The organism is Kribbella sp. NPDC055071 (assembly GCF_053608045.1).
Map to the genome: position 1 here is coordinate 21,020 of NZ_JBSGUS010000021.1, position 19,180 is coordinate 40,199.

The following is a 19,180-nucleotide window of genomic DNA, read 5'->3' on the forward strand; positions in this document are numbered from 1 at the left end:
AGCAACTCCCCGCGGTACAGCCCAGGCGAAGTCCGAGACATTCGACGTCTACTGGCTTCGGTTCGGGTCGAGCCTAGGAGCGGTCTGCTTGCTCGGCTGTTTGCCGGCGCCGCCTGATGCGGTCCTGCCTCCGAAGGCGGTCTCGCTCAGCGGTCGCGTTCCGGACAACGGTTTCTGGCCGTCGAAAGCGTGCGCGATAGCGCGGTTCGCGTCCAGGACAGGTTGGCGCTGGTGCGCTTTGCCACCGCTGCCGACCTGCGCCTCACCGAACCGGTCCAGCTGCGGGAGCCTGTCGTCGGCCGACCTGTCGAGGCGCATCGCCGTCGTCTGGTAGACGTTGTTGTCGCCGTGACGGGCTCCGATCGCGATCACGTCGCGCGCGTCGGTCCCACCCGCGTTCCGGCCGGGGACCTCACGGAACGTCAGGCGATTGTTGGGCTTCCCGGTGCCGTCGCCGATCTTGCAGACGACGACGTCCCGGCCATCGCCGAGACCCCGGTGCGCACCGAGCACATGGTGACCGTTCGATGCGCCGGTCTCGAGGTCCTGCAGTTCCCGCAGGGTGTTCTTGTAGAGCGTGCGTTTCGCGTTGTGGGCAGGCGACTTGTCGGCGGGGTACTGAGCGGCCTCCGCGGCGGCGGCATCTCGCATCTGGCCGAGGTCCTGCACGGCGCCCTCGCCGAGCAGGACCTGGAACGGTGGTTCTGGCTGGTTTTCAGCCATCGGTTGTGTCGCGTTCCTGCCGGATTTCTTCGAGCATCTGTTGGGTGAAGGGGTCGTCCTTGGCCCACTCGTCCAGGCTGAAGGGTTTGCTGCCCGGGGTTGGGGTCGAATCGTAGGTGCGGGTGGTCGGGTCGTCGATCACGCCGGGCGGTGGCTCGTCGTCGCCGCGGAGGGCGCGGTACTGCTGGGTCGACATCAGCACCAGAACGGGTTCAGCCTCGGTGCCGACGAGGACCGGCGCGCCGAAGGTTCCGCGGCGGATGGCTTCGACCATCTCCGGTAGTTGCCGGGCAAGGACCTCGGGAGCGACCACGGTTGCGTACCGGCCGAGAGACTCCTGGCCACCGAGATCGTCGTACTGGTCGTAGCTCGCGACGACCGCCTCAGGCACACCGTGGTCACCGAAGGCGAACGCGTGGGTCTCACCGTGGGTGAACCGGCGGACCAGACCGGCGATGTCACCGGCAACGTCAGCTACGGACGGCACATCAGACGAAACGGACATGCCTTTCATGCTACGGGTCGGCCGGAGCGCGCTCTGGAGTGCTTGGAGTAGGGGTTATTTCTTGTCTGGGTCTATTACTTCGCCTTGGATGACGTCGCCGGAGGGTGGCTTGGGGGTTTGGGGTGCGCCGGGGATGAAGTCGGTGAGGTTGGTGGCGCCTAGTTGGGTGGTGAGGCGGCGGCCGAAGAAGGCTGTCATGGCGCGGCGGGCGAGAGGGCGGGTGAACGGGAGGACGAAGAAGAAGCCGAAGATGTCGGTGACGAAGCCTGGGGTGAGGAGGAGGGTGCCTCCGATCAGGACCAGGGCGCCGTCGGCCAGTTCACGGCCGGGCATCTTGCCGGTGTCCAGGGCGGTGCGGAGTGCGTTCCAGGCGCGGCGGCCTTCACGCTTGATCAGCCAGGCGCCGAGGGCACTCTCCACGATCAGGAGCGCGACCGTCGGCCAGCCGCCGATCACCTGGCCGATCTGGATGATCACGAAGATCTCCACGATCGGCACCACCAGCAGCGCGAGCGCCACGAACCGCGGCATGTCCAGCCCCTTCCTGCCTAAAGCACCAGCGTACGGAACGAGCGGGCATGCCCAACCCTGAAAGAACCCTGACTCAGACCGGGACCTTCTCGCGGGCCGGGGTCGCCGCCGGCGGGTTCTCCGGGCCGGCTTCGGTACGACGACGCCGCCGCGCCACCAGCGCGAGCACGATGCTCAACAGCCCCAAGCCGGTCAGGATCCACTGCGGCCACCCACCGAGCACGCTGGCCAGCGTCTTCCCGTCCCGAATCGGAACCGTCGCGACGTACACGTCCGACACGAACTGCCCCGACTTGTGCTCGACCGACCCGTCGGGCCGGATCACGCCGGAGATGCCGCTCGTCGAGGCGATCAGCACGGTCCGTCCGGTCTCGATCGCGCGCATCCGGGTGATCGCGAACTGCTGCTCGGGCTGCCCGGTCCCGCCGTACGTCGCGTTGTTCGTCTGTACGACGAGGACCTGCGCGCCACCGTTGATCACGTCGTTGATCACGTTGTCGTAGACGAGCTCGAAACAGATGATGTCGCCGTACGTGACCCCGCGGATCGGCATCACGCCCGGGACCTTGCCGGGCGCGGTCTGCCGGCCGATCATCTCGAGCCGCTTGATGTACGGCAGCAGCTGGTCGCGGAACGGGATGTACTCACCGAACGGCACCGGGTGCCGCTTCGCGTACCGCTGACCCGGGCCGGTGGTCGGGTCCCAGACGATGCCCGTGGTCTGCCGCTCGTTCGGCCCGGGACCGTCGGTGACGGCACCGACCAGGATCGGTACGTCGACAGCGCGCACGGCCTCCTCGATATCGGCGCGCGTCTCGGCGTCCTCGTACGGGTCGATGTCGGTCGAGTTCTCCGGCCAGATCACGACGTCCGGCTTCATCTCGGTACCGGCCTCGACCCGCTTCTCCAGGTCGAGGGTCGCCTTCAGATGGTTCTGGGTGACGGTCCGCGCGCGGCCGAGGAACTCCAGCCCCTTGCCCGGGACGTTGCCCTGGACCATCGCGGCCTTCACGCTCTTCCCGTCACCCGCGGTCGAGAGGGTGATCAGCGAGCTGCCGAAGAAGATCGCCAACCCGGCCACGAGCGCCACTCCCCTGAGCCGGAACGAGCTCTTCGGCTTCAGTACGGCGTACACCAGGACACCGAGGAACGCGATCACGAAGCTGAGTCCCGCGATACCGACGTACGCCGCCAACCGGCCCAGCGGCGAATCCGAGAACGCCCACGCGAGCTTGCCCCACGGGAAGCCGCCGAACGGGACCGATGCCGTCGCGAACTCGGTCGCCACCCACAGGCACGGGATCCACAGCATCCACAGCTTCAGCTTGAGCACCTGGGTCGCGAACAGCCCGAAGACCGCGTAGAAGAGCCCCTCGAGGATCGCCAGCGCGACCGCGGCGTCGCCGCCGATCACCGTGATCCACGGGATCAGGACACCCCAGTAGGCGATGCCGAAGCCCGCACCGATCAGGAACCCGCCCTTGGCCGAGGCGCCGTTCAGCGCGGCCAGGAACAGGGGTACGGCGATGATCGCGAGCCAGGAGTGGTTGTGCGGTGCGAACGCCAGTCCGAGCAGCGCGCCGGCGACCGCGGCCACCGCAACCCTCGGCAGGACCCTCCCCAGAGCCTTCAAACGTCCCACGCGGAAACCCCTTGTCCTCACTCCCCGGCGGGCGCCGGTCGCACGACCGTACAACGTCCCGGACACGCAAATGTATCCGGTCAGTAGCCAATGGACGGCGAACGCGGAAAGTGAAGGGGTGTCTACAGAACGCGAGGAACTGAGAAAGCCTCGCCAACCCGGATCTACAGGTCACTGTCCGTAAATAGAAGGCTGTGTATTCGGTGGGCTCCGCCCACAAGGAAAGAGGCTCGGCGCTCCTTCGGACCAACCGCCGATCCGCTGGCTGCGAACCGCCCGGCTGTTGTCTACTGGGCGCCGAACCTCTTCCACCTCTGCCCCGCGGGGGGCTTACCACCGGCGATCTCAGCCCCCGTCGACTCAAGCCTGGCACTGGCCTGGTCAGCGTCGCGGGATCATCCGGTGGCCGAACTTCGTGTGACCGTTGATCAAACGGGATATGACGACTCCCAAAACGATGCTCGCTGACGGCGACGGTGTCAACCTCTGCGTCGGGTCCTTGAGACCGTTGTAACACTATCGCCTGCCCTACAAGGAAAAACGAGGAACCCTCAGCCAGGTCACGTTACAGAGCCGTCTCGGCACTCCACGTGATCGTTACCCAGGGCAACTAACTGTCACCCAACCGGTACGCCGGGCCTCGCCACCCGATCCCCAAGACCTCAGCCGGCCGGCGTCCGCTGGACAGGATCTACGGCCGGCGTCGGCCCAATAGTTGCCTTAGACACCTAAGCAGGGGCCAGCAGCAACTAACCCTCGGCTCAAGGGATCTCGTCATGACTGATCGCGTCGCCAGCCGCCACATACCGGTGGACGGATTTCCGGACTCTCCGAGCTTCTCGGCACGAACTGTCGCCGCTGTTACTCCCCCTGCATAGTCGGCAAAGGCCAGCTTCGTCTTGTCATAGCCGCCGACGTGCTTCTGCAAGCTTCGTACGACGTCCTTGTAGCCGTTCTGAAAGGCCCGGCAATCCTCGTGGTGGAGGAGCAGCCAGAGCTCGAAGCATGGGTCGGACACAGCTAGTTCCAGGCCGGCCCGACGTGCTTCCCGTGTCGCCGGCTCGATGTCGAAGTCGTCGACATCGAAGACGCACCACACCTCGTCGAACTCATCGGCCGAGCGGACTGCGATGGCGGACGGCGTTCTCACGACGCGGCATGGCTCTGCTCTCGAGCCCTGACAAGTTCGCTGACCAGCGTGTCCGAGAAGACCGAGGGAACGGCGCCGTAGCTACCGCCCAGATAGCGGCGCTCGGTGTTCTCGCCCTTGCGTGGCTTGAAGTCGGACAACGGGAACACCGAGGTTGCTCCGTCCGGCGCCTTCTCCACGAACCAGATCTCGTCCCGCCGCAGAGTCTCCACCCCGAGGCTGGTTCCGAGCAGCGTGGCGTCGTGGGTTGTGAAGAAGAGCTGGCCGCCGCCGGTGTTCGTTTCCGGATGGCGAAAGAGCTCGATCACCCGCGCGACCAGGCGCGGGTGCAGACTCGTGTCGATCTCGTCGATGACCAGCGTGTGTCCGAACGACAGCGCGTCCAGAATCAGCGGCAGGAGCGCGAGCCACGACCTCGTTCCGGCGGACTCGTCGCTCGATTCGAACAACACAGCCCCATCACCATGAGCGAGCCGCAGCCGGCTCTGTGCGGCAGATGCCCGCGCCGAGTCGACATCAGCCTCTGCGCGACCCAGTTCGATAACGGCCGCGACGTTATCTCCTGCACCGTCCAGCGATCGATCGACTCTGGCCCTCGCTTCAGCGAGTTGAGCAGTCGCGGCGATCAGGCGGTCATCGGACGGGGCACTCACCTGCAGGTCCGTCACTCCGAGATCCGCTGCCGCGATCAGCGCCTGAACCTCAGCCTGCCGGCCGGGGTTGGCCAGCAAGAAGTCGGCGAGCGCGGAGGTCGGAGGATTCTGTCCGGCGGTGACCAGATGCAGACTGTGATCGAGCCAGGAGAACATCGGTAGCACCTCGTCCAGGCCGAGCTGGGCCGCGAGACTCAGCAAGAGCGCGTTGTCCCGGATCAGGTCTGTCAGGACACGAGCGCGATCTCGTCTGTTGCCGACCGTGGTCCCGAATCGAATTCCGTCGCGGTCGCGCTCGAAGACCATCCGGCGTCGTTGCTGTGGATACGTGAACAGCCACTCCGCAAGAACCCTCTGGTCGTCCAGCTCGAAGCCGTACGTCCACCGAACGCCGTCGATGAGAACCTCGACGACGTACCAGGACGATTCCATCCGTTTCCGGTCGTCGAGCCGGAACGGTTGGCGGCCGATTCCACCAATCGGTGACCAGCGCTGATAGGAGTCCCGGACGGCGCGCTGGACGAACCCGAGTGCGTCGAGCACGGTCGATTTTCCGGCGGCGTTCGCTCCGAAGATCGCGCCGACGACGAGAGCAGGCTCCCGCCCGCCATGGTGGGGCAGGAGCACGAGTTCCTGCTCGTCGCGGAGTGACCGGTGGTTCGCCACCCTGAAGCTACGAAGCATCTACGAGGCACCTCAAATGACAACTAGAGACTGATATCTGCAAGTAAACCGCATCAGAAGCTCTCTAACTATCACTTTCGGTCGGCCAGGCGCTGCCTTTTCTGTGTTACCGCGTCCAGCCGTCGGCTTCGTGGACGACTCGGCCGGCGACTGTGGTTCGTAGGCAGGTGGGGAGTTCTGCGGTGAGGTCCGGGAGGACCGGGACGCCGGCTCGGGGGTCGGTCGACCAAGCGGCGACTCGTTGGTCCGGTGTCTGTACGACGAGGTCGGCGTCGGTCGCCCAGATCGCGTACGTCGCAGCCGTGGACGGCGCCAGTACACCTGCGTCGTCGATGCCCACCGCGCGCCAGCCACCCCGGGTATGCGCCTGGAATGCAGCCCGGACGGTGATCCGCTCGGTCGGCTCGTGGTGGAACGCGGCCGCTCGGACCGCCTCCCACCCGCCCAGCGAAGTGACAGGCGAGTCCGATCCGAAGGCCAGGACGACGCCGGCCCGGGCGAGCGACCCGAACGGGTTCATCCCCTGCCAACGGTCGCCGACGCGCTCGGCGTACATCCCGTCCGCGCCACCCCACAGCGCATCGAAGACCGGCTGAACGCTCGCGACCACACCACAGCGGGCGAGGGTCGCAATCGTTGCCTCGTCGACCATTTCGACGTGCTCGAGGCGGTGCCGCGCCGCGACCAGAGCCTGCACGCCGACCTTCTCGGCAGCGAGCTCGAATCCGCGCGCAATGTTGTCGAGAGCCTGATCGCCGATGCAGTGGAACCCGGCCTGCACGTTCCGCTCGGTGCACCCGATCACATGGTCCGCAATCTGCTCAGGTGTCAGGTAGGCGTGACCACGATGGTCCGCACGGTCGGCGTACGCCTCACGCAGCGCCGCGGTCCGAGAACCCAGCGCGCCATCGGCATTGAGGTCACCCGCGAGCCCGGCCAACCCGTAGGTCCCGATGTGCTCGAAGACGCCGGGCTCACCCCAGTACAGCGTCGCCGACAGGCCGAGCTCGTCCGCGACCGCGCGCACGATCGGCAGTTCCCAGAGCGGCCCGATGTGCGGTGCGGCCATCTCGTGGAACGCCCCGATGCCCTTCGCCGCCATCGCCTTCACAGCGGCGACGACGTCCGTACGACGCTGCTCCGGACCGATCAGCTCACTCAGAGCATCGCGGACCGCGTGGTGCGCATCCCGCTCCACCCGACCGTTCGGGTCCAAGCCGTCGCCGTGGGCCACCGGGATCAACCCAGAGGAGATCACTCCGGAGTGACCGTCCACGCGGGACAGATAGATGCGGCGGCCGCCACCGGCGCGGTCCAGTTCCTCGGCCATCGGCGGCCGACCCTCCGGCCATGCGGTCTCATCCCAACCCGCCCCGTCGATCACCGCGTCACTGGGAAGCGTTGTCGCGAAGGTGGCCAGCCGATCCAGGGCTGAGGTCAGCGACGTCGTACCGGCCAGATCGAGACCGTTCAGGAGAGCGCCGGTCTGTGCGGTGTGGACGTGGGCATCGACGAAGGCCGGCGTGACCAGCTTGCCGTCGAGGTCGATCACCTCGTCGGCACCGTCGGCGTACGAGCTCGCGCCGGTGTCGTCACCGAGCCACGTCACGACCCCGTCGTCGAACGCGATCGCGGTGGCGTGAGGGTCGGCGGGTGAGTAGACGGAACCGTTCGTCAGCAGTGTGCGCACGCACCAATCCTGCGCCAACCCGCTCGCGCAGCGACCACGGGCATCCCTGCGGCGCCAATTACTGACACGGCAGGCTTGTGCCTTTGTCGACATTTGAGCCGGGCGGGACGAGGTCCGGCGGCGTGCGACCGGGCAAAATACTCCTCAAGTCGAGGTCTGACGACAATTCTTGCGGTCTCCTAGTGGATTCGAAGGAAGTTCTATCGCTATCCTCACAGGAGACCGCTGTATCCCTGACGCCTTCGGAGGACTCGTGACCGACCTGATCAGCCCAGAACTGGGTGTCCCGGAGGACTCGCTCAACCCCGCCGACCAGCCGTACCTGTACCGCCGGGCCGAGCTGGTGGAGCCTGACTGGACTCGCCTCCCGGGGTGGAAGGACGTCACGGCCGAGCAGTGGCGATCGGCGCAGTGGCAGCGGTCGCACTGCGTGAAGAACGTCAAGCAACTGCGTGACGTGATGGGCGACCTGCTCGAGGACCGGTTGTACGACGACCTGACCCGGGACCAGGCCGAGCGGGCGACGATGTCGATGCTGCTGCCGCCGCAGATGCTCAACACGATCGTCCCGAACGGCGCCGCCGACTACACCGAGGCCTTCTACGCAGACCCGGTGCGTCGCTATATGCTGCCCGTGTTCAGCGACCGGCGCGGCGACTGGCCGTCCCACCCGCACGCCACCCGGGACTCGCTGCACGAGCACGAGATGTGGGCCACGGAGGGGTTGACCCACCGATACCCGACCAAGGTCCTCGCGGAGATCCTGCCGACGTGCCCGCAGTACTGCGGTCACTGCACCCGCATGGACCTGGTCGGGAACTCGACCCCGGTGATCGACAAGCTCAAGTTCGTCGCGAAGCCGCAGACGCGTCTCGACGACATGCTCGACTACCTCCGTCGTACGCCGGGAGTCCGCGACGTCGTCGTCTCCGGCGGCGACGTGGCGAACATGCCGTGGCCGCGGCTCGAGGCGTTCCTCACCAGCCTGCTCGAGATCGAGAACATCCGCGACATCCGGCTCGCCACCAAGGCGCTGATGGGCATGCCGCAGCACTGGCTGTCCGACGACGTCCGGGCCGGCGTCGAGCGGGTGGCCTCGATCGCCCGCCGGCGCGGAGTGATGATCGCGATGCACACCCACGTGAACGCGGCGCAGTCCGTCACGCCGCTGGTCGCCGAGGCGACGAAGGCGATGTTCGAGGCGGGTCTGCGCGACGTTCGCAACCAGGGCGTGTTGATGCGCGGCGTCAACGACTCCGTGCCGCAGCTGCTCGACCTGTGCTTCGCACTCCTCGATGGCGCGACGATCACGCCGTACTACTTCTACATGTGCGACATGATCCCGTTCTCCGAGCACTGGCGGGTCTCGGTCAAGGACGCGCAGCACCTGCAGCACGGCATCCTCGGTTACCTCCCGGGCTTCGCGACGCCGCGCATCGTCTGCGACGTCCCGTACGTCGGCAAGCGGTGGGTGCACCAGCTGTCCGAGTACGACGAGGTGCGCGGCATCTCGTACTGGAAGAAGAACTACCGCACCGGTATCGAGCAGCAGGACCCGGACGCGCTCAACCGCACCTACGAGTACTACGACCCGATCGACACGCTGCCGGCCGAGGGCCGGCAGTGGTGGCGGCAGCACGCCGGCACGTCTCTGGCCGAGGCCGAGACCCGCGCCGCGGCCTCCCGCAACGCTGCCGAGGCGCAGAAGCTCCTCGACATCGGTTAACCGCCCCAATCCGCCTTCGGTGCCACCAATGCAGGGGGTGGCACCGGAGGTGTTCCAGCTCTAGACCATTCGCAGCCCTGGCAATCACGCACCGGGCCGGACCAGGTGGACCTGTCGACCGCTAGCATCTCGCCTCGTCTATCGTTCGGCATGTCTGAGACATGCCGCCGTCCCGGGAGTGCATGTGCGGGTCCTCCGCTCTGTCTTTGGTGTCTTACTCGCCCTGATTGGTCTAGTCGTCGCTGTCATCGGCGGCGCCGCCGCGTTCTGGCTGATCGGACCGGACGACACTGTCCATTCCGGTGATCAGCACCTGAGCAGCAAGGGCCTGGCGATCGCCAGTACGCCCGACCTGCTCAACCGCCACGGTCCGGTGCTGCACGTCGAGGCTCACTCCGTGAAGGGCCAGCCGGTCTTCGTCGGGGTGGCGCGCGACTTCGATGTGGCGAGCTACCTGAAGCAGTCCGCGTACACCTCGCTGGTCCAGGTCCAGTTTCCGGTCACGCTGACGACCCAGGAGAAGAAGGGCAACGCCACTCCCCTGGCCGCACCGAACACCTTGGACTGGTGGGTCGCGAAGGCGAACGGCGCCGGAACGCAGTCGATCGCCTGGCCGATCGAGGACGGCCCATACGACGTCGTCGTGATGAACGCCGACGGCAAGACGCCACCGGATCTGCAGGTGAACCTGGGGATCGAGATCCCGAATGCCTTCGTGACCGCACTGGCCGTCTTCGTGGCCGGGCTGATCTTGGTTGCCCTCGGCCTCCTTCTGATCCTCGTACGGCGGCGCCGGCCGAAGGAACCGCAGCCCGTCTACCCGGCTCCCGGCGTACCGGTATCTGCCGGGCAGGGTCCTCCTCCGCCTGGCACGTATCGCCGGGTGGCGACGGCGGGGCTCGTCATCGCGTTCGCGACCGGATGCTCGGCGATCCCGCAGACCGACACGGTCGCCGCCCTGACCCGGCCTGCCGTCAGCACCGAGGCCGGGGTCGCGGTCGTCAAGCACTACAACGAGGTCAACAACGAGGCCAACCGCCGCCGTGACGACAAGATGATCGCGACCGTCGAGGGCGGCAACCTCGTCCGCGAGAGCCAGGCCGGGTACACGATCAGCCGCGCGCTCGACAAGTCCGGCAAGAACCTGATCAAGCCGTTCACGTACACCACGCCGACGATCCTGGCTCCGTCGTACGGCGCCTATCCGATGCAGTTCGTCGTGTCCGCGGGCATCTCGGACACCAAGGACTACCGCTACCTCGGTCTGTGGGAGCGTGCGTCGGCGGGCAGCCCCTGGATGCTCGTCTTCGCGGCAGCGCCGAAAACGACGGTCAAGTTCCCGGAACTCAAGGGGCTGCGACCGGTCAACAAGACCAACGCCGCCGGCCTGACCGCCACTCCTGCCGTCGCGGCAACGGCGTTCGCCGAGTACCTGACCGGGGGCGTGAAGTCGCCGCGGGCGGCGTCGTTCGGTCCGAACGCGGACGTCGCGAAGAAGCTCTCGGATGTTGCCGCGGACCTGAAGCTGAAGGTCACCCAGCCGAAGGTCTACGCCGGCGTGGACGTCAAGTTCAGCGTCGACACACCGCCGGCCGGGTTCGTCACGACGTCTGGTGACGCGCTCGTCTTCGCAACCGTCACCGAGGAGTTCAAGGCCGAGCCCGGCGCGAACTACGCCTTCAACTGGACCGACGGCGACCAGATCGCGTTCAGCCCCGCCACGGTCAAGTACAACAACGCAATCACCAAGACCGTCCTCCACGACGTCGTCCTCACCGTCCCACCCAAAGGCAAGGGCAAAATCACCATCGCCAGCTTCGAATCCCAACTCACCGCCGCCGGCGGCTACTGAACACCGCACCGACCTGGGCAAACTCGTCCTGGTCCCCTGACACTAGTTCTATGGACGGACGTGTCGTTGGAGTCAGCCGGAACGCGGAGCATCGCTTCAGCAAGCCGGCCGTGGATTCGATTCGACTGATCGAGGGCATCGGGATCGAAGGTGACGCCCATGCGGGCGCGACGATCCAACATCTTCACCCGATGCGCCTCGACCCGACCCGGCCGAATCTGCGGCAGGTACATCTCATCCAGTTCGAGTTGTACGACGAACTCCGCACCCTCGGGTACGACGTGAACCCAGGCCAACTGGGCGAGAACGTCACCACCCACGGCGTCGACCTCCTCGGACTCCCCGAGGGCACCCGCCTGCGGATCGGACCTGACGCGGTCGTCCAGGTCACCGGCCTGCGGAGTCCATGCCACCAGATCAACAACTTCCGCCCCGGCCTCCTCAAGGAGGTCATCCACACCGACGACGAGGGCAACGTCGTACGCAAGACCGGCGTGATGTCCATCGTGGTGAGCGGCGGAATCATCCGCCCCGACGACCCGATCACCGTCGACCTCCCGGCCGCCCCGCACAGGCCGCTGGAAGTCGTCTGAGTCGGATTCTTAATCTGTTTTGTGGGTTGGTTGACACACTGGCGGGCGGAGGGTGGTTGCTCGGGTAGGAGGTGTCGGTATCGCTGTGCGGAGTCCTGTGGTGTTGGTTGTCGACGATGATGAAGGCGTGCGGCGGGCGTTGCAGTTCGGGCTGACGGCTGAGGGTTTTGCGGTGCGCGAGGCGGCTACGGGCGAGGTCGCGCTGGCGGCAATCGGTAGTCAGCTGCCGGCCGTCGTACTGCTGGACGTGGTGATGCCCGGTCTGAACGGCGTCGAGGTCGTACGGCGTCTCCGGGCCGACGGCCGGACGCTTCCGATCTGCATGCTGTCCGCACGCGACGAGGTAGACGATCGGGTCGCCGGCCTGGCCGCCGGCGCCGACGACTACGTGGTCAAGCCGTTCTCCATCGGTGAGCTGGCTGCCCGGTTGCATGCACTCGTCCGGCTGCACGAGACCAGCCAGGAACGGCCGCTCGTCCTCGGTGAGCTCACCATCGAGCCGGCCCGGCGGATTGCAGGCCGAGCCGGCCGGGATCTCGGCCTGACGACGCGGGAGTTCGATCTGCTGCTGACCTTCGCCCATCACCCGGGTCAGGTGCTCAGCCGCAACCAGCTGCTCGAGCGTGTGTGGGGCTATACCTGGGACGTCGACACCAACGTGGTCGACGTATTCATCGGCTACCTGCGGCGCAAGCTCGAAGCGGGCGGCGAGACCCGATTGCTGCACACCATCCGCGGCGTCGGATTCGTGCTGCGGCCATGAGGCCCGGCCTGGTTCCGCGCCGCCTGGTTCCGCGCCGCCTGGTTCCGCGCGACCTGGTTCCCCGCAGCCTGCGCGCGCAGATCACCGCCAGCGTCGCGCTGCTGGTCATGGTCGTGGTCGCGCTCGCCGGCGTGCTGATCGTCGTACGGATCGACCATCGCGACCGGGCAGACGTCGACCAGCAGCTGAGTTCCCGCGCCGACAAGGTTCGTCAGGACGCCGACAAACTCCTGTCCTCGGGCGACCACGCGCAGCAGCAGAACGACGACTACGGCGGCCTGCTGGTCGGGAGCCAGTCGCTCGTCCGGCTGATCGCCGACGGGCAGATCATCGCCGAACGTGGTGATCAACCGACCGTCGCCGTACCGGTCCCAGAAACCAACGGCTACAGCACGATCCGGGTCGGCAACCAGACCTGGCGTTCGCTGACTCAACCGCTGGCCGACGGCTCGTCGGAACGGCTGCAAGTGCTGCAGGATCTCGCGCCGATCGAGGACCGACGGGCCGACAACGCGCGACTCGTCACGATCACGGCCATCGCGGCGACCCTGGTGACCGGCTCGGGCGTGTGGTTGATCACCCGGTTGATCCTGCAGCCGCTGCAGCGACTCCGAGCGGGCGCGGCCCGGATCCGCACCGCCGACGGCGATCAGCGGCTCCCCGACGAGACCCGTCCGCAGGAGGTCGCCGACCTCTCAGCCGCGCTCAACGGCATGCTGGCCGAGTTGCAGACCAGCACCCAGTCGACCAGGCGTTTCACCGCGGACGCCGGCCATGAGCTGCGTACGCCGTTGACCAGCCTCGGCATCGACCTGGAAACACTCCAGCGCAACCCACACCTGCCGCCCGAACATCGCGAGCGAATCCTGGCCGCGGCCCTGGTCGAACATCACCGCATCACCGGACTGCTCGAGGGCCTGCAGACACTCGCCCGCGGAGATACCGGCGCACTCCCGGCCCGCGCCGGCGTCGACCTGGGCGAGCTGCTCGACGATGCAGTCCGGCACGCGCAGCGGCGTCACCCGCACACTACCTACCGGCTCACGATCGATCACGGCCGACCGTCGTTCCTGGACGGATGGCCGACCGGTCTGCGGATCGCCGTCGACAACCTCCTCGACAACGCCGCCCTGCACGGCCGCGCGGACGGACGGGTCGACGTGATGCTCCACCGCGACGACCACCAGGCCTTCGTGACGATCAGCGATGACGGTCCGGGCATCCCCGCCGACCAGCGGGAGGCGATGAAGGAGCGGTTCGCGCGCGGGGCGAATCCACGCAGCCAGGGCTCCGGGCTCGGGTTGGCATTGGCCCAGCAACAGGCCGAACTCCACCGCGGCACCCTCACCCTGACCGATGCACCCGGCGCCGGCCTGCGCGCGATCCTCTCCCTTCCCATCAGCTCCTGACCTACTTCGTTTCGCCGGGCTTGCCGGTGTGGTCCTCGGTGAACCCGTCCCGCTGCCCGTCGTCCGGCTTGGTGGTCGACCCCGGCGAGGTCTGCGTCGCGGCGGACGGCTGCTTGTTCTCGTCGTGGCCATTGGTGGCGAAGGCCTGGACGCCGACGGCAGCGCCGACCAGAGCGATGGTGCCGATGCCGAAGGCAATGATCTTCTTCATGACTTTCTCCTTGAGGTGAACGGTGTTGGGTGGACTCACCACGCGTAGTCCTCGTCGTGGAAGTCGCGGGATTTCACGCCGGCCTTGCGGGCGGCACGACGTACGGCCTTCAGCCACGGGACCGGCCCGCACGCGAAGACGTCACGGTCGGCGATGTCGGGGATGAACCGTTGCAAGGCCTCTGCGTCGGAGCCCTCGACGTCGGCCGGCAGCCACGAGCCGTCGTCTCGGCGTCGCCCGGGCAAGAGGATCAGCTCGATGCCTCGTCGTACGGCGAGATCGGTCAGCTCGGCCAGGAAGATGGCGTGCTCGTCGTTCGTGTACCGGTAGATCAGCGCGGCCTCACGCGGACCGTAGCCGGGGTCCTCCAACAGAGCGCGGAACGGCGTGACCCCGACGCCGGCCGCGATCATCACCAGCTTGGCGTGCGTACGCCGTTCGGCCGTCATCGTCCCGTACGGCCCCTCGATCAGGACCCGGGTCCCCGGCCTGAGGGTGCGGGCGCGCTCGGCGCCGTCGCCGCCGGCCTCCAGAGTGATCCGCAGCGAGTCGTTCGTGGGCGCAGCGGAGATCGAGTACGGATTGCCGCGCGTCCAGCCCGGGCCGCCGAGGAAGCGGAAGATGAAGAACTGACCCGACCTCGTCCGGAGCCTGGTGAGCCGCCGACCGCGCAGCACGATCGAGAACGCGCTGGGCGTCTCCGCGACCACAGCGTCGACGACGAGCTTGTGCCGCCACGACAGCCATAGCGGCATCGCGACCCGCCAGATCAGGACGGCCGCGAGGGAGGCGACGTACAGGGTCCACCAGAACACCTGCGTCCAGGTCTCGTGGAAGTGCGTGCCGTCAGCGAGCTGATGCGGGAGCACGAGAGCCATGCCGAGGTACGAGTACAGGTGAAGCAGGTGCCAGTTCTCGTACCTGAGCCGACGGCGGGCGAGCTGGATCGAGGTGATCACCACCGCGATGATCAGCAACGTCCCGATTGTTGCCCACAGCATCCACGAGTCCCGGACGAACAGCTGCCACAGGGCCGCCGGCCACTCCGACGGCCGGCGTTGCACCCGTTCGAGCGCGAACAGGACGGTGTGGGCGATCGCCAGCCAGAACGACGCGTATCCCAGCCACTTGTGCCGGCGCGCGAGTACGTCGTGACCCCAGGACTGCTCGACCCACGGGATGCGCGCCATGAACAAGACCATCAGCACCATCAAGACCTGCGACAGCAGGCCGGTGTACAGGGCCTGCGACTCCAGCAGGTACTGCGGATACACGAAGGTCTGCAGCAGCCCGCCGTCCCGCGCCCAGATCCACGTCGTCAGCACAACCGCGGCAACAGCCAGCCCGCCCATCAGGTCCGCGACCAGTCGCGGTTTCCACGAGCGCGCCGCGGCGGTCCGTCGTTCCAGGGTGTCTGTCATGACACCGAGAATTCCGCCCCAGTTTGTGACCGGGGTAAGAGTTCTTAGAGGGCCGGGGGCCGGCGTTCGTACGGAGTGCTGAGGACGATGGTGGTCGTGGTAGACACGTTGGCGCGGGCGCGGATGACGGCCAGGAGGTTCTCGAGGGCGCCCGGGGAAGCGACCCGGACGACGAGGACATAGCTGGAGTCGCCCGCGACCGAGTAGCAGGACTCGATCTCGGAGACCTCGCGGAGGCGCTCGGGCGAGTCGTCCGGCTGGGACGGGTCGATCGGGCGAATCGAGATCAGCGCGGTCAGTGGGAGGTCGAGCGCGGTGTGGTCGATCGTTGCCGAGTACCCCAGGATGATCCCGCGCTGCTCCAGCCGCTTGACCCGCTGGTGGACCGCCGACGTGGACAGGCCGGTCGCCTTGCCGAGGTCGGTGAAGCTCATCCTGCCGTCGGACGCGAGCAGCGCGACGATCTTGCGGTCCAGATCCTCCATCCTGGTGACCCTACTGCCGCGACCACCCGGCATGAAAGCATCACCCCATGGTTGAGACACCGCAGCGGCTGATGCTGCTCGACACCGCGTCGCTCTACTTCCGTGCGTTCTTCGGGGTTCCGGACACGATGAAGGCCGCGGACGGGACGCCCACCAACGCGATCCGCGGCCTGCTCGACTTCATCGCCCGGCTGGCCGAGAACCACCGGCCGACCCATCTCGTCGCCTGCTGGGACGACAACTGGCGTCCGTCCTGGCGGGTCGCGCTGATTCCGTCGTACAAGGCACAGCGGGTCGAGTTCGTGACGCAGAAGGGCGAGCAGGTCGAGGACGTGCCGGACCGGCTCGAGGTGCAGGTGCCCTACATCCGCGCCTGCCTGGACGCGCTCGGCATCGCGGTCGTCGGCGCGCCCGACCACGAGGCCGACGACGTGATCGGGACGCTGTCACATCAGGCGACGATGCCGGTTGATGTGGTGACCGGCGACCGCGACCTGTTCCAGCTGATCGACGACAGCCGCGGGATCCGGATCATCTACACCGCGGCGCGCGGCGTCGGCCGGGCGGATGTGTACGACGAGAAGGCGCTGCTGGCCAAGTACGAGATCCCAGCGAACCGGTACGCCGACTTCGCCACCCTCCGCGGCGACGCCTCCGACGGACTGCCCGGGGTGAAGGGCATCGGCGAGAAGACAGCCGCTTCGCTGGTCACGTCGTACGGCGATCTCGCTACGATCCGGGCCGCGGCCGCGAACCCGAGTACGCCGATGTCCGCCTCGGTGAAGCGGAAGATCCTGGAGGCGCACGACTACCTCGAGGTCGCGCCCACGGTGGTCGCGGTCGCGAAGGACGCGCCGGTCGGGACGTACGACGCTCAGATCCCGCGCGAGGTGAAGGACCCTGAGCGGTGGCTGGACCTGGTCGAGTTGCTCGAGCTGGGCGGCAGCGCGCAACGGGTCATGTCGGCGTTGAAGTTGGGACCTGCGGCATGAGCTCTACGGTCCGGCTGGCTGAGCAGTTCGGCGACGAGATCATCGCGCTGCGGCGGGCGTTGCATCAGGTGCCGGAGTTCGATCTTCAGCTGCCGAAGACGCAGGCCTTGATCCTCGACGCCTTGGCGGGCCTGCCGCTGGAGATCACTGTCGGCAAGGAGCTGTCGTCGGTGACCGCGGTCCTGCGCGGCGGTCGCGGGCCGGGTCCCGTCGTACTGCTTCGCGGTGACATGGACGCGTTGCCGGTGAGCGAGCGGGTCGACGTACCGTACGTATCCCGGCATGCCGGGATGATGCATGCCTGCGGTCACGACCTGCACGTCGCGGGGTTGGTCGGTGCGGCCAAGATCCTGTCGGCGCTGCAGGCTGAGCTCGCCGGTGATGTGGTGTTCATGTTCCAGCCCGGTGAGGAGACGACCGGTGGCGCGCCGGTCATGATCCGCGAGGGGGTGCTCGAGGCCGCGGGACGTCGGGCCGATGCGGCGTACGGGCTGCATGTCGGTTCGGCCGGCCAGCCGTTGGGGATGTGGAGCAGTAAGCCGGGCTCGTTCATGGCCGCGGCCGACCAGTTGCACGTGCGCGTTATCGGCGAGGGGACGCACGGGTCGACGCCGTACCGAGGCAAGGACCCGATCCCGGTGCTCTGCGAGATCGTCGGTGCGTTGCAGACGATGGTCACGCGGCAGTTCGACGTGTTCGATCCGGTCGTGCTCACGGTCGGGCAGATCGCGGGCGGCACGAAGGAAAACATCATCCCGGACGACGCGTTCTTCGAGGCGACGGTACGAACGTTCTCCGAGCCGGCCCGGGCCAAGATGCAGCAGGCGTCCGTGCAACTCTCCGAGTCCTTGGCGACGGCGCACGGACTCACCGCCGAGGTGGACTATCGGGTCGGCTACCCGGTGACGGTCAACAATGCCGACGAGTACGCCTTCGCCCGCGACACCATCGTCGACCTCTTCGGCCCCGACCGCTTCCGCGAACGAGCCAACCCGCGCTGCGGCGCCGAGGACTTCTCCTACATCCTCAACGAGGTCCCCGGCGTCTACCTCAACCTCAGCGCCTGCGCATCAGCCGATCCCGACGCCGCCCACGACAACCACTCCCCCTTGGCCACCTTCAACGACTCGATCCTCCCCGACGGCGCAGCCCTCCTCGCCGAACTCGCCGTCCGCCGCCTCACCCGCGAGTAGCCGGGCTTATGCGCGGTGGCGGCTCAGGCGCGCCTCGAGCCAGGACATGAAGGCGGGGTAGTCCGCGCTGATCGACATCCTTACTTCGGTGCCGTCTGGGTCGAGGGTCATGCGGGCGATGTCGTCGAGTACGACGCGCTCCCGGACGAACCGGATGCCCGGCCAGAGCAGTGCTGCCGCGAGGGTGAGGCCGTCGTGCTGCATCGAGCCCGGATACCACGCGAGCCAGCGATCCGTGTGGGCCTTGAGAACCCGGCTCCAGGGTGGCGCATCGGGCGCGGTCCAGCTCTGGTAGATCGGCGTCTCCGGCGTGATCTCGAGCGCCGGGTTGAAGGTCACGTCGTTCACGACCAAGGTCGGCAGCCACGGCTCGAGCACCGGCAACATCCGGATGGCCGCGTCCTGATCCACCCGGAAGTTGTGCTCGGCCCGGGCCGGATCCCGGTATTTCAGCGCGCCACCCATCTGCGTCACGACCAGCTTCGCGACCAGCTCAGGCCGCGCCTCTTGCACCGCCGCGAGATTCGACAGCGGCCCCATCCCGACCCACCTCACCGGACCAGGCGTCGTACCACAAACCTCCGCGACCGCCTCCACCACATCTCCACCCTGCTTCGGCACATCGGCGGGGACCAGCCCGTCCACGAACCACAACCGCGTGTTCCCCAGATCGGACCCAGCCACCACCTTCACATCCGCCCGCCCCACCAGATCCAGCAAATACCGAACAAACCGAGCCCGCTCCCCACCCACCTCGTCACTAGTCACCACCAACGCCAACTCCGGCACCCCCAACCCCGCCACCACCACAGCCACCGTGTCATCCGGATCCCCACCAGCATCGGTGTCAATGATCATCGGTTCGCTCATGCGCCAAGTACCTCATATCCGGCAGCAGGACCGCGGGAGTTATCCACAGACGAAGGGAGGGGGACGCCTGGTCGGCGTCCCCCTCCC

18 protein-coding genes are annotated in these 19,180 nt (G+C 67.2%); 7 read left to right on the forward strand and 11 right to left on the reverse strand.

The features are described from left to right. Window positions 1–48 precede the first annotated feature (48 nt). The 7 genes from ACWF4Z_RS29790 to ACWF4Z_RS29820 all read right to left on the reverse strand — a co-directional run bounded on the left by ACWF4Z_RS29790 (window position 49) and on the right by ACWF4Z_RS29820 (window position 7,578). Entirely contained in the window at window positions 49–723 is a 675-nt protein-coding gene (locus ACWF4Z_RS29790; RefSeq protein ID WP_452246479.1) for a hypothetical protein, read from the reverse strand. Continuing rightward, on the reverse strand, window positions 716–1,228 hold the full coding sequence (locus tag ACWF4Z_RS29795; protein WP_452246480.1) for a hypothetical protein: 513 nt from the start codon (window positions 1,226–1,228) through the stop codon (window positions 716–718). Before ACWF4Z_RS29795 ends, ACWF4Z_RS29790 begins: the two co-directional genes overlap by 8 nt. Before the next feature lie 54 nt (window positions 1,229–1,282). Beyond that, a complete protein-coding gene (locus tag ACWF4Z_RS29800) occupies window positions 1,283–1,759 on the reverse strand; it encodes an FxsA family protein (RefSeq protein ID WP_452246481.1) in 477 nt (158 codons plus the stop codon). Between the two features lie 73 nt (window positions 1,760–1,832). Beyond that, window positions 1,833–3,401, reverse strand: coding sequence for an apolipoprotein N-acyltransferase (lnt, locus tag ACWF4Z_RS29805; protein WP_452246482.1), 1,569 nt, complete (start codon window positions 3,399–3,401; stop codon window positions 1,833–1,835). Between the two features lie 691 nt (window positions 3,402–4,092). Further along, the gene (locus ACWF4Z_RS29810; RefSeq protein WP_452246483.1) at window positions 4,093–4,551 is read right to left on the reverse strand and encodes an RloB family protein; all 459 of its coding nucleotides are present in this window, start codon (window positions 4,549–4,551) and stop codon (window positions 4,093–4,095) included. Then, window positions 4,548–5,888 (reverse strand): AAA family ATPase, encoded by a 1,341-nt coding sequence (locus ACWF4Z_RS29815; protein WP_452246484.1) that lies wholly within the window; start codon window positions 5,886–5,888, stop codon window positions 4,548–4,550. The genes ACWF4Z_RS29810 and ACWF4Z_RS29815 overlap by 4 nt, the downstream gene beginning before the upstream one ends. A 106-nt stretch (window positions 5,889–5,994) precedes the next feature. After that, a complete protein-coding gene (locus tag ACWF4Z_RS29820) occupies window positions 5,995–7,578 on the reverse strand; it encodes an amidohydrolase (protein WP_452246485.1) in 1,584 nt (527 codons plus the stop codon). 253 nt (window positions 7,579–7,831) lie between these two features. Between ACWF4Z_RS29820 and ACWF4Z_RS29825 the strand changes: the two genes are divergently transcribed. The 5 genes from ACWF4Z_RS29825 (at window position 7,832) to ACWF4Z_RS29845 (ending at window position 13,921) form a co-directional block, all read left to right on the forward strand. Next, window positions 7,832–9,304 carry a KamA family radical SAM protein gene (locus tag ACWF4Z_RS29825; protein WP_452246486.1) on the forward strand — a complete coding sequence of 491 codons (1,473 nt, stop codon included), beginning with the start codon at window positions 7,832–7,834 and terminating at the stop codon, window positions 9,302–9,304. Window positions 9,305–9,488: 184 nt separating this feature from the next. Continuing rightward, window positions 9,489–11,156 (forward strand): hypothetical protein, encoded by a 1,668-nt coding sequence (locus ACWF4Z_RS29830; RefSeq protein ID WP_452246487.1) that lies wholly within the window; start codon window positions 9,489–9,491, stop codon window positions 11,154–11,156. 50 nt (window positions 11,157–11,206) lie between these two features. Further along, window positions 11,207–11,749: an MOSC domain-containing protein gene (locus ACWF4Z_RS29835; RefSeq protein ID WP_452246488.1), complete on the forward strand. Its 543-nt coding sequence runs from the start codon at window positions 11,207–11,209 to the stop codon at window positions 11,747–11,749. 85 nt (window positions 11,750–11,834) lie between these two features. Further along, on the forward strand, window positions 11,835–12,512 hold the full coding sequence (locus tag ACWF4Z_RS29840; RefSeq protein ID WP_452246489.1) for a response regulator transcription factor: 678 nt from the start codon (window positions 11,835–11,837) through the stop codon (window positions 12,510–12,512). Beyond that, complete coding sequence (locus tag ACWF4Z_RS29845; protein WP_452246490.1) at window positions 12,509–13,921, forward strand: HAMP domain-containing sensor histidine kinase; 1,413 nt, start codon at window positions 12,509–12,511, stop codon at window positions 13,919–13,921. The genes ACWF4Z_RS29840 and ACWF4Z_RS29845 overlap by 4 nt, the downstream gene beginning before the upstream one ends. A 1-nt stretch (window position 13,922) precedes the next feature. Here the strand turns inward: ACWF4Z_RS29845 and ACWF4Z_RS29850 are convergent, their stop codons facing one another. The 3 genes from ACWF4Z_RS29850 to ACWF4Z_RS29860 are packed head-to-tail and all read right to left on the reverse strand — an operon-like array spanning window position 13,923 to window position 16,038. Further along, complete coding sequence (locus ACWF4Z_RS29850) at window positions 13,923–14,132, reverse strand: hypothetical protein (protein WP_452246491.1); 210 nt, start codon at window positions 14,130–14,132, stop codon at window positions 13,923–13,925. Window positions 14,133–14,167: 35 nt separating this feature from the next. Beyond that, window positions 14,168–15,553, reverse strand: coding sequence for a ferredoxin reductase family protein (locus ACWF4Z_RS29855; RefSeq protein WP_452246492.1), 1,386 nt, complete (start codon window positions 15,551–15,553; stop codon window positions 14,168–14,170). A gap of 44 nt (window positions 15,554–15,597) precedes the next feature. After that, complete coding sequence (locus ACWF4Z_RS29860; RefSeq protein WP_452246493.1) at window positions 15,598–16,038, reverse strand: Lrp/AsnC family transcriptional regulator; 441 nt, start codon at window positions 16,036–16,038, stop codon at window positions 15,598–15,600. Between the two features lie 71 nt (window positions 16,039–16,109). On the opposite strand from ACWF4Z_RS29860, the gene ACWF4Z_RS29865 reads away from it, so the two are divergent. Both ACWF4Z_RS29865 and ACWF4Z_RS29870 read left to right on the forward strand, forming a co-directional pair. Continuing rightward, window positions 16,110–17,030: a 5'-3' exonuclease gene (locus ACWF4Z_RS29865; RefSeq protein ID WP_452246587.1), complete on the forward strand. Its 921-nt coding sequence runs from the start codon at window positions 16,110–16,112 to the stop codon at window positions 17,028–17,030. Next, complete coding sequence (locus tag ACWF4Z_RS29870) at window positions 17,027–18,223, forward strand: M20 metallopeptidase family protein (RefSeq protein WP_452246494.1); 1,197 nt, start codon at window positions 17,027–17,029, stop codon at window positions 18,221–18,223. Before ACWF4Z_RS29865 ends, ACWF4Z_RS29870 begins: the two co-directional genes overlap by 4 nt. A 6-nt stretch (window positions 18,224–18,229) precedes the next feature. On the opposite strand, the gene ACWF4Z_RS29875 is transcribed toward ACWF4Z_RS29870, so the two are convergent. Next, window positions 18,230–19,093, reverse strand: coding sequence for a nucleoside hydrolase (locus ACWF4Z_RS29875; RefSeq protein WP_452246495.1), 864 nt, complete (start codon window positions 19,091–19,093; stop codon window positions 18,230–18,232). Between the last annotated feature and the right edge of the window lie 87 nt (window positions 19,094–19,180).

Bases quoted from the DNA above. Each gene is read 5' to 3' on its own strand.
- ACWF4Z_RS29790 (WP_452246479.1), bottom strand. From the start codon at position 723: ATGGCTGAAAACCAGCCAGAACCACCGTTCCAGGTCCTGCTCGGCGAG.
- ACWF4Z_RS29795 (WP_452246480.1), bottom strand. From the start codon at position 1,228: ATGTCCGTTTCGTCTGATGTGCCGTCCGTAGCTGACGTTGCCGGTGAC.
- ACWF4Z_RS29800 (WP_452246481.1), bottom strand. From the start codon at position 1,759: ATGCCGCGGTTCGTGGCGCTCGCGCTGCTGGTGGTGCCGATCGTGGAG.
- ACWF4Z_RS29815 (WP_452246484.1), bottom strand. From the start codon at position 5,888: ATGCTTCGTAGCTTCAGGGTGGCGAACCACCGGTCACTCCGCGACGAG.
- ACWF4Z_RS29835 (WP_452246488.1), top strand. From the start codon at position 11,207: ATGGACGGACGTGTCGTTGGAGTCAGCCGGAACGCGGAGCATCGCTTC.
- ACWF4Z_RS29845 (WP_452246490.1), top strand. From the start codon at position 12,509: ATGAGGCCCGGCCTGGTTCCGCGCCGCCTGGTTCCGCGCCGCCTGGTT.
- ACWF4Z_RS29850 (WP_452246491.1), bottom strand. From the start codon at position 14,132: ATGAAGAAGATCATTGCCTTCGGCATCGGCACCATCGCTCTGGTCGGC.
- ACWF4Z_RS29855 (WP_452246492.1), bottom strand. From the start codon at position 15,553: ATGACAGACACCCTGGAACGACGGACCGCCGCGGCGCGCTCGTGGAAA.
- ACWF4Z_RS29860 (WP_452246493.1), bottom strand. From the start codon at position 16,038: ATGGAGGATCTGGACCGCAAGATCGTCGCGCTGCTCGCGTCCGACGGC.
- ACWF4Z_RS29865 (WP_452246587.1), top strand. From the start codon at position 16,110: ATGCTGCTCGACACCGCGTCGCTCTACTTCCGTGCGTTCTTCGGGGTT.
- ACWF4Z_RS29870 (WP_452246494.1), top strand. From the start codon at position 17,027: ATGAGCTCTACGGTCCGGCTGGCTGAGCAGTTCGGCGACGAGATCATC.
- ACWF4Z_RS29875 (WP_452246495.1), bottom strand. From the start codon at position 19,093: ATGAGCGAACCGATGATCATTGACACCGATGCTGGTGGGGATCCGGAT.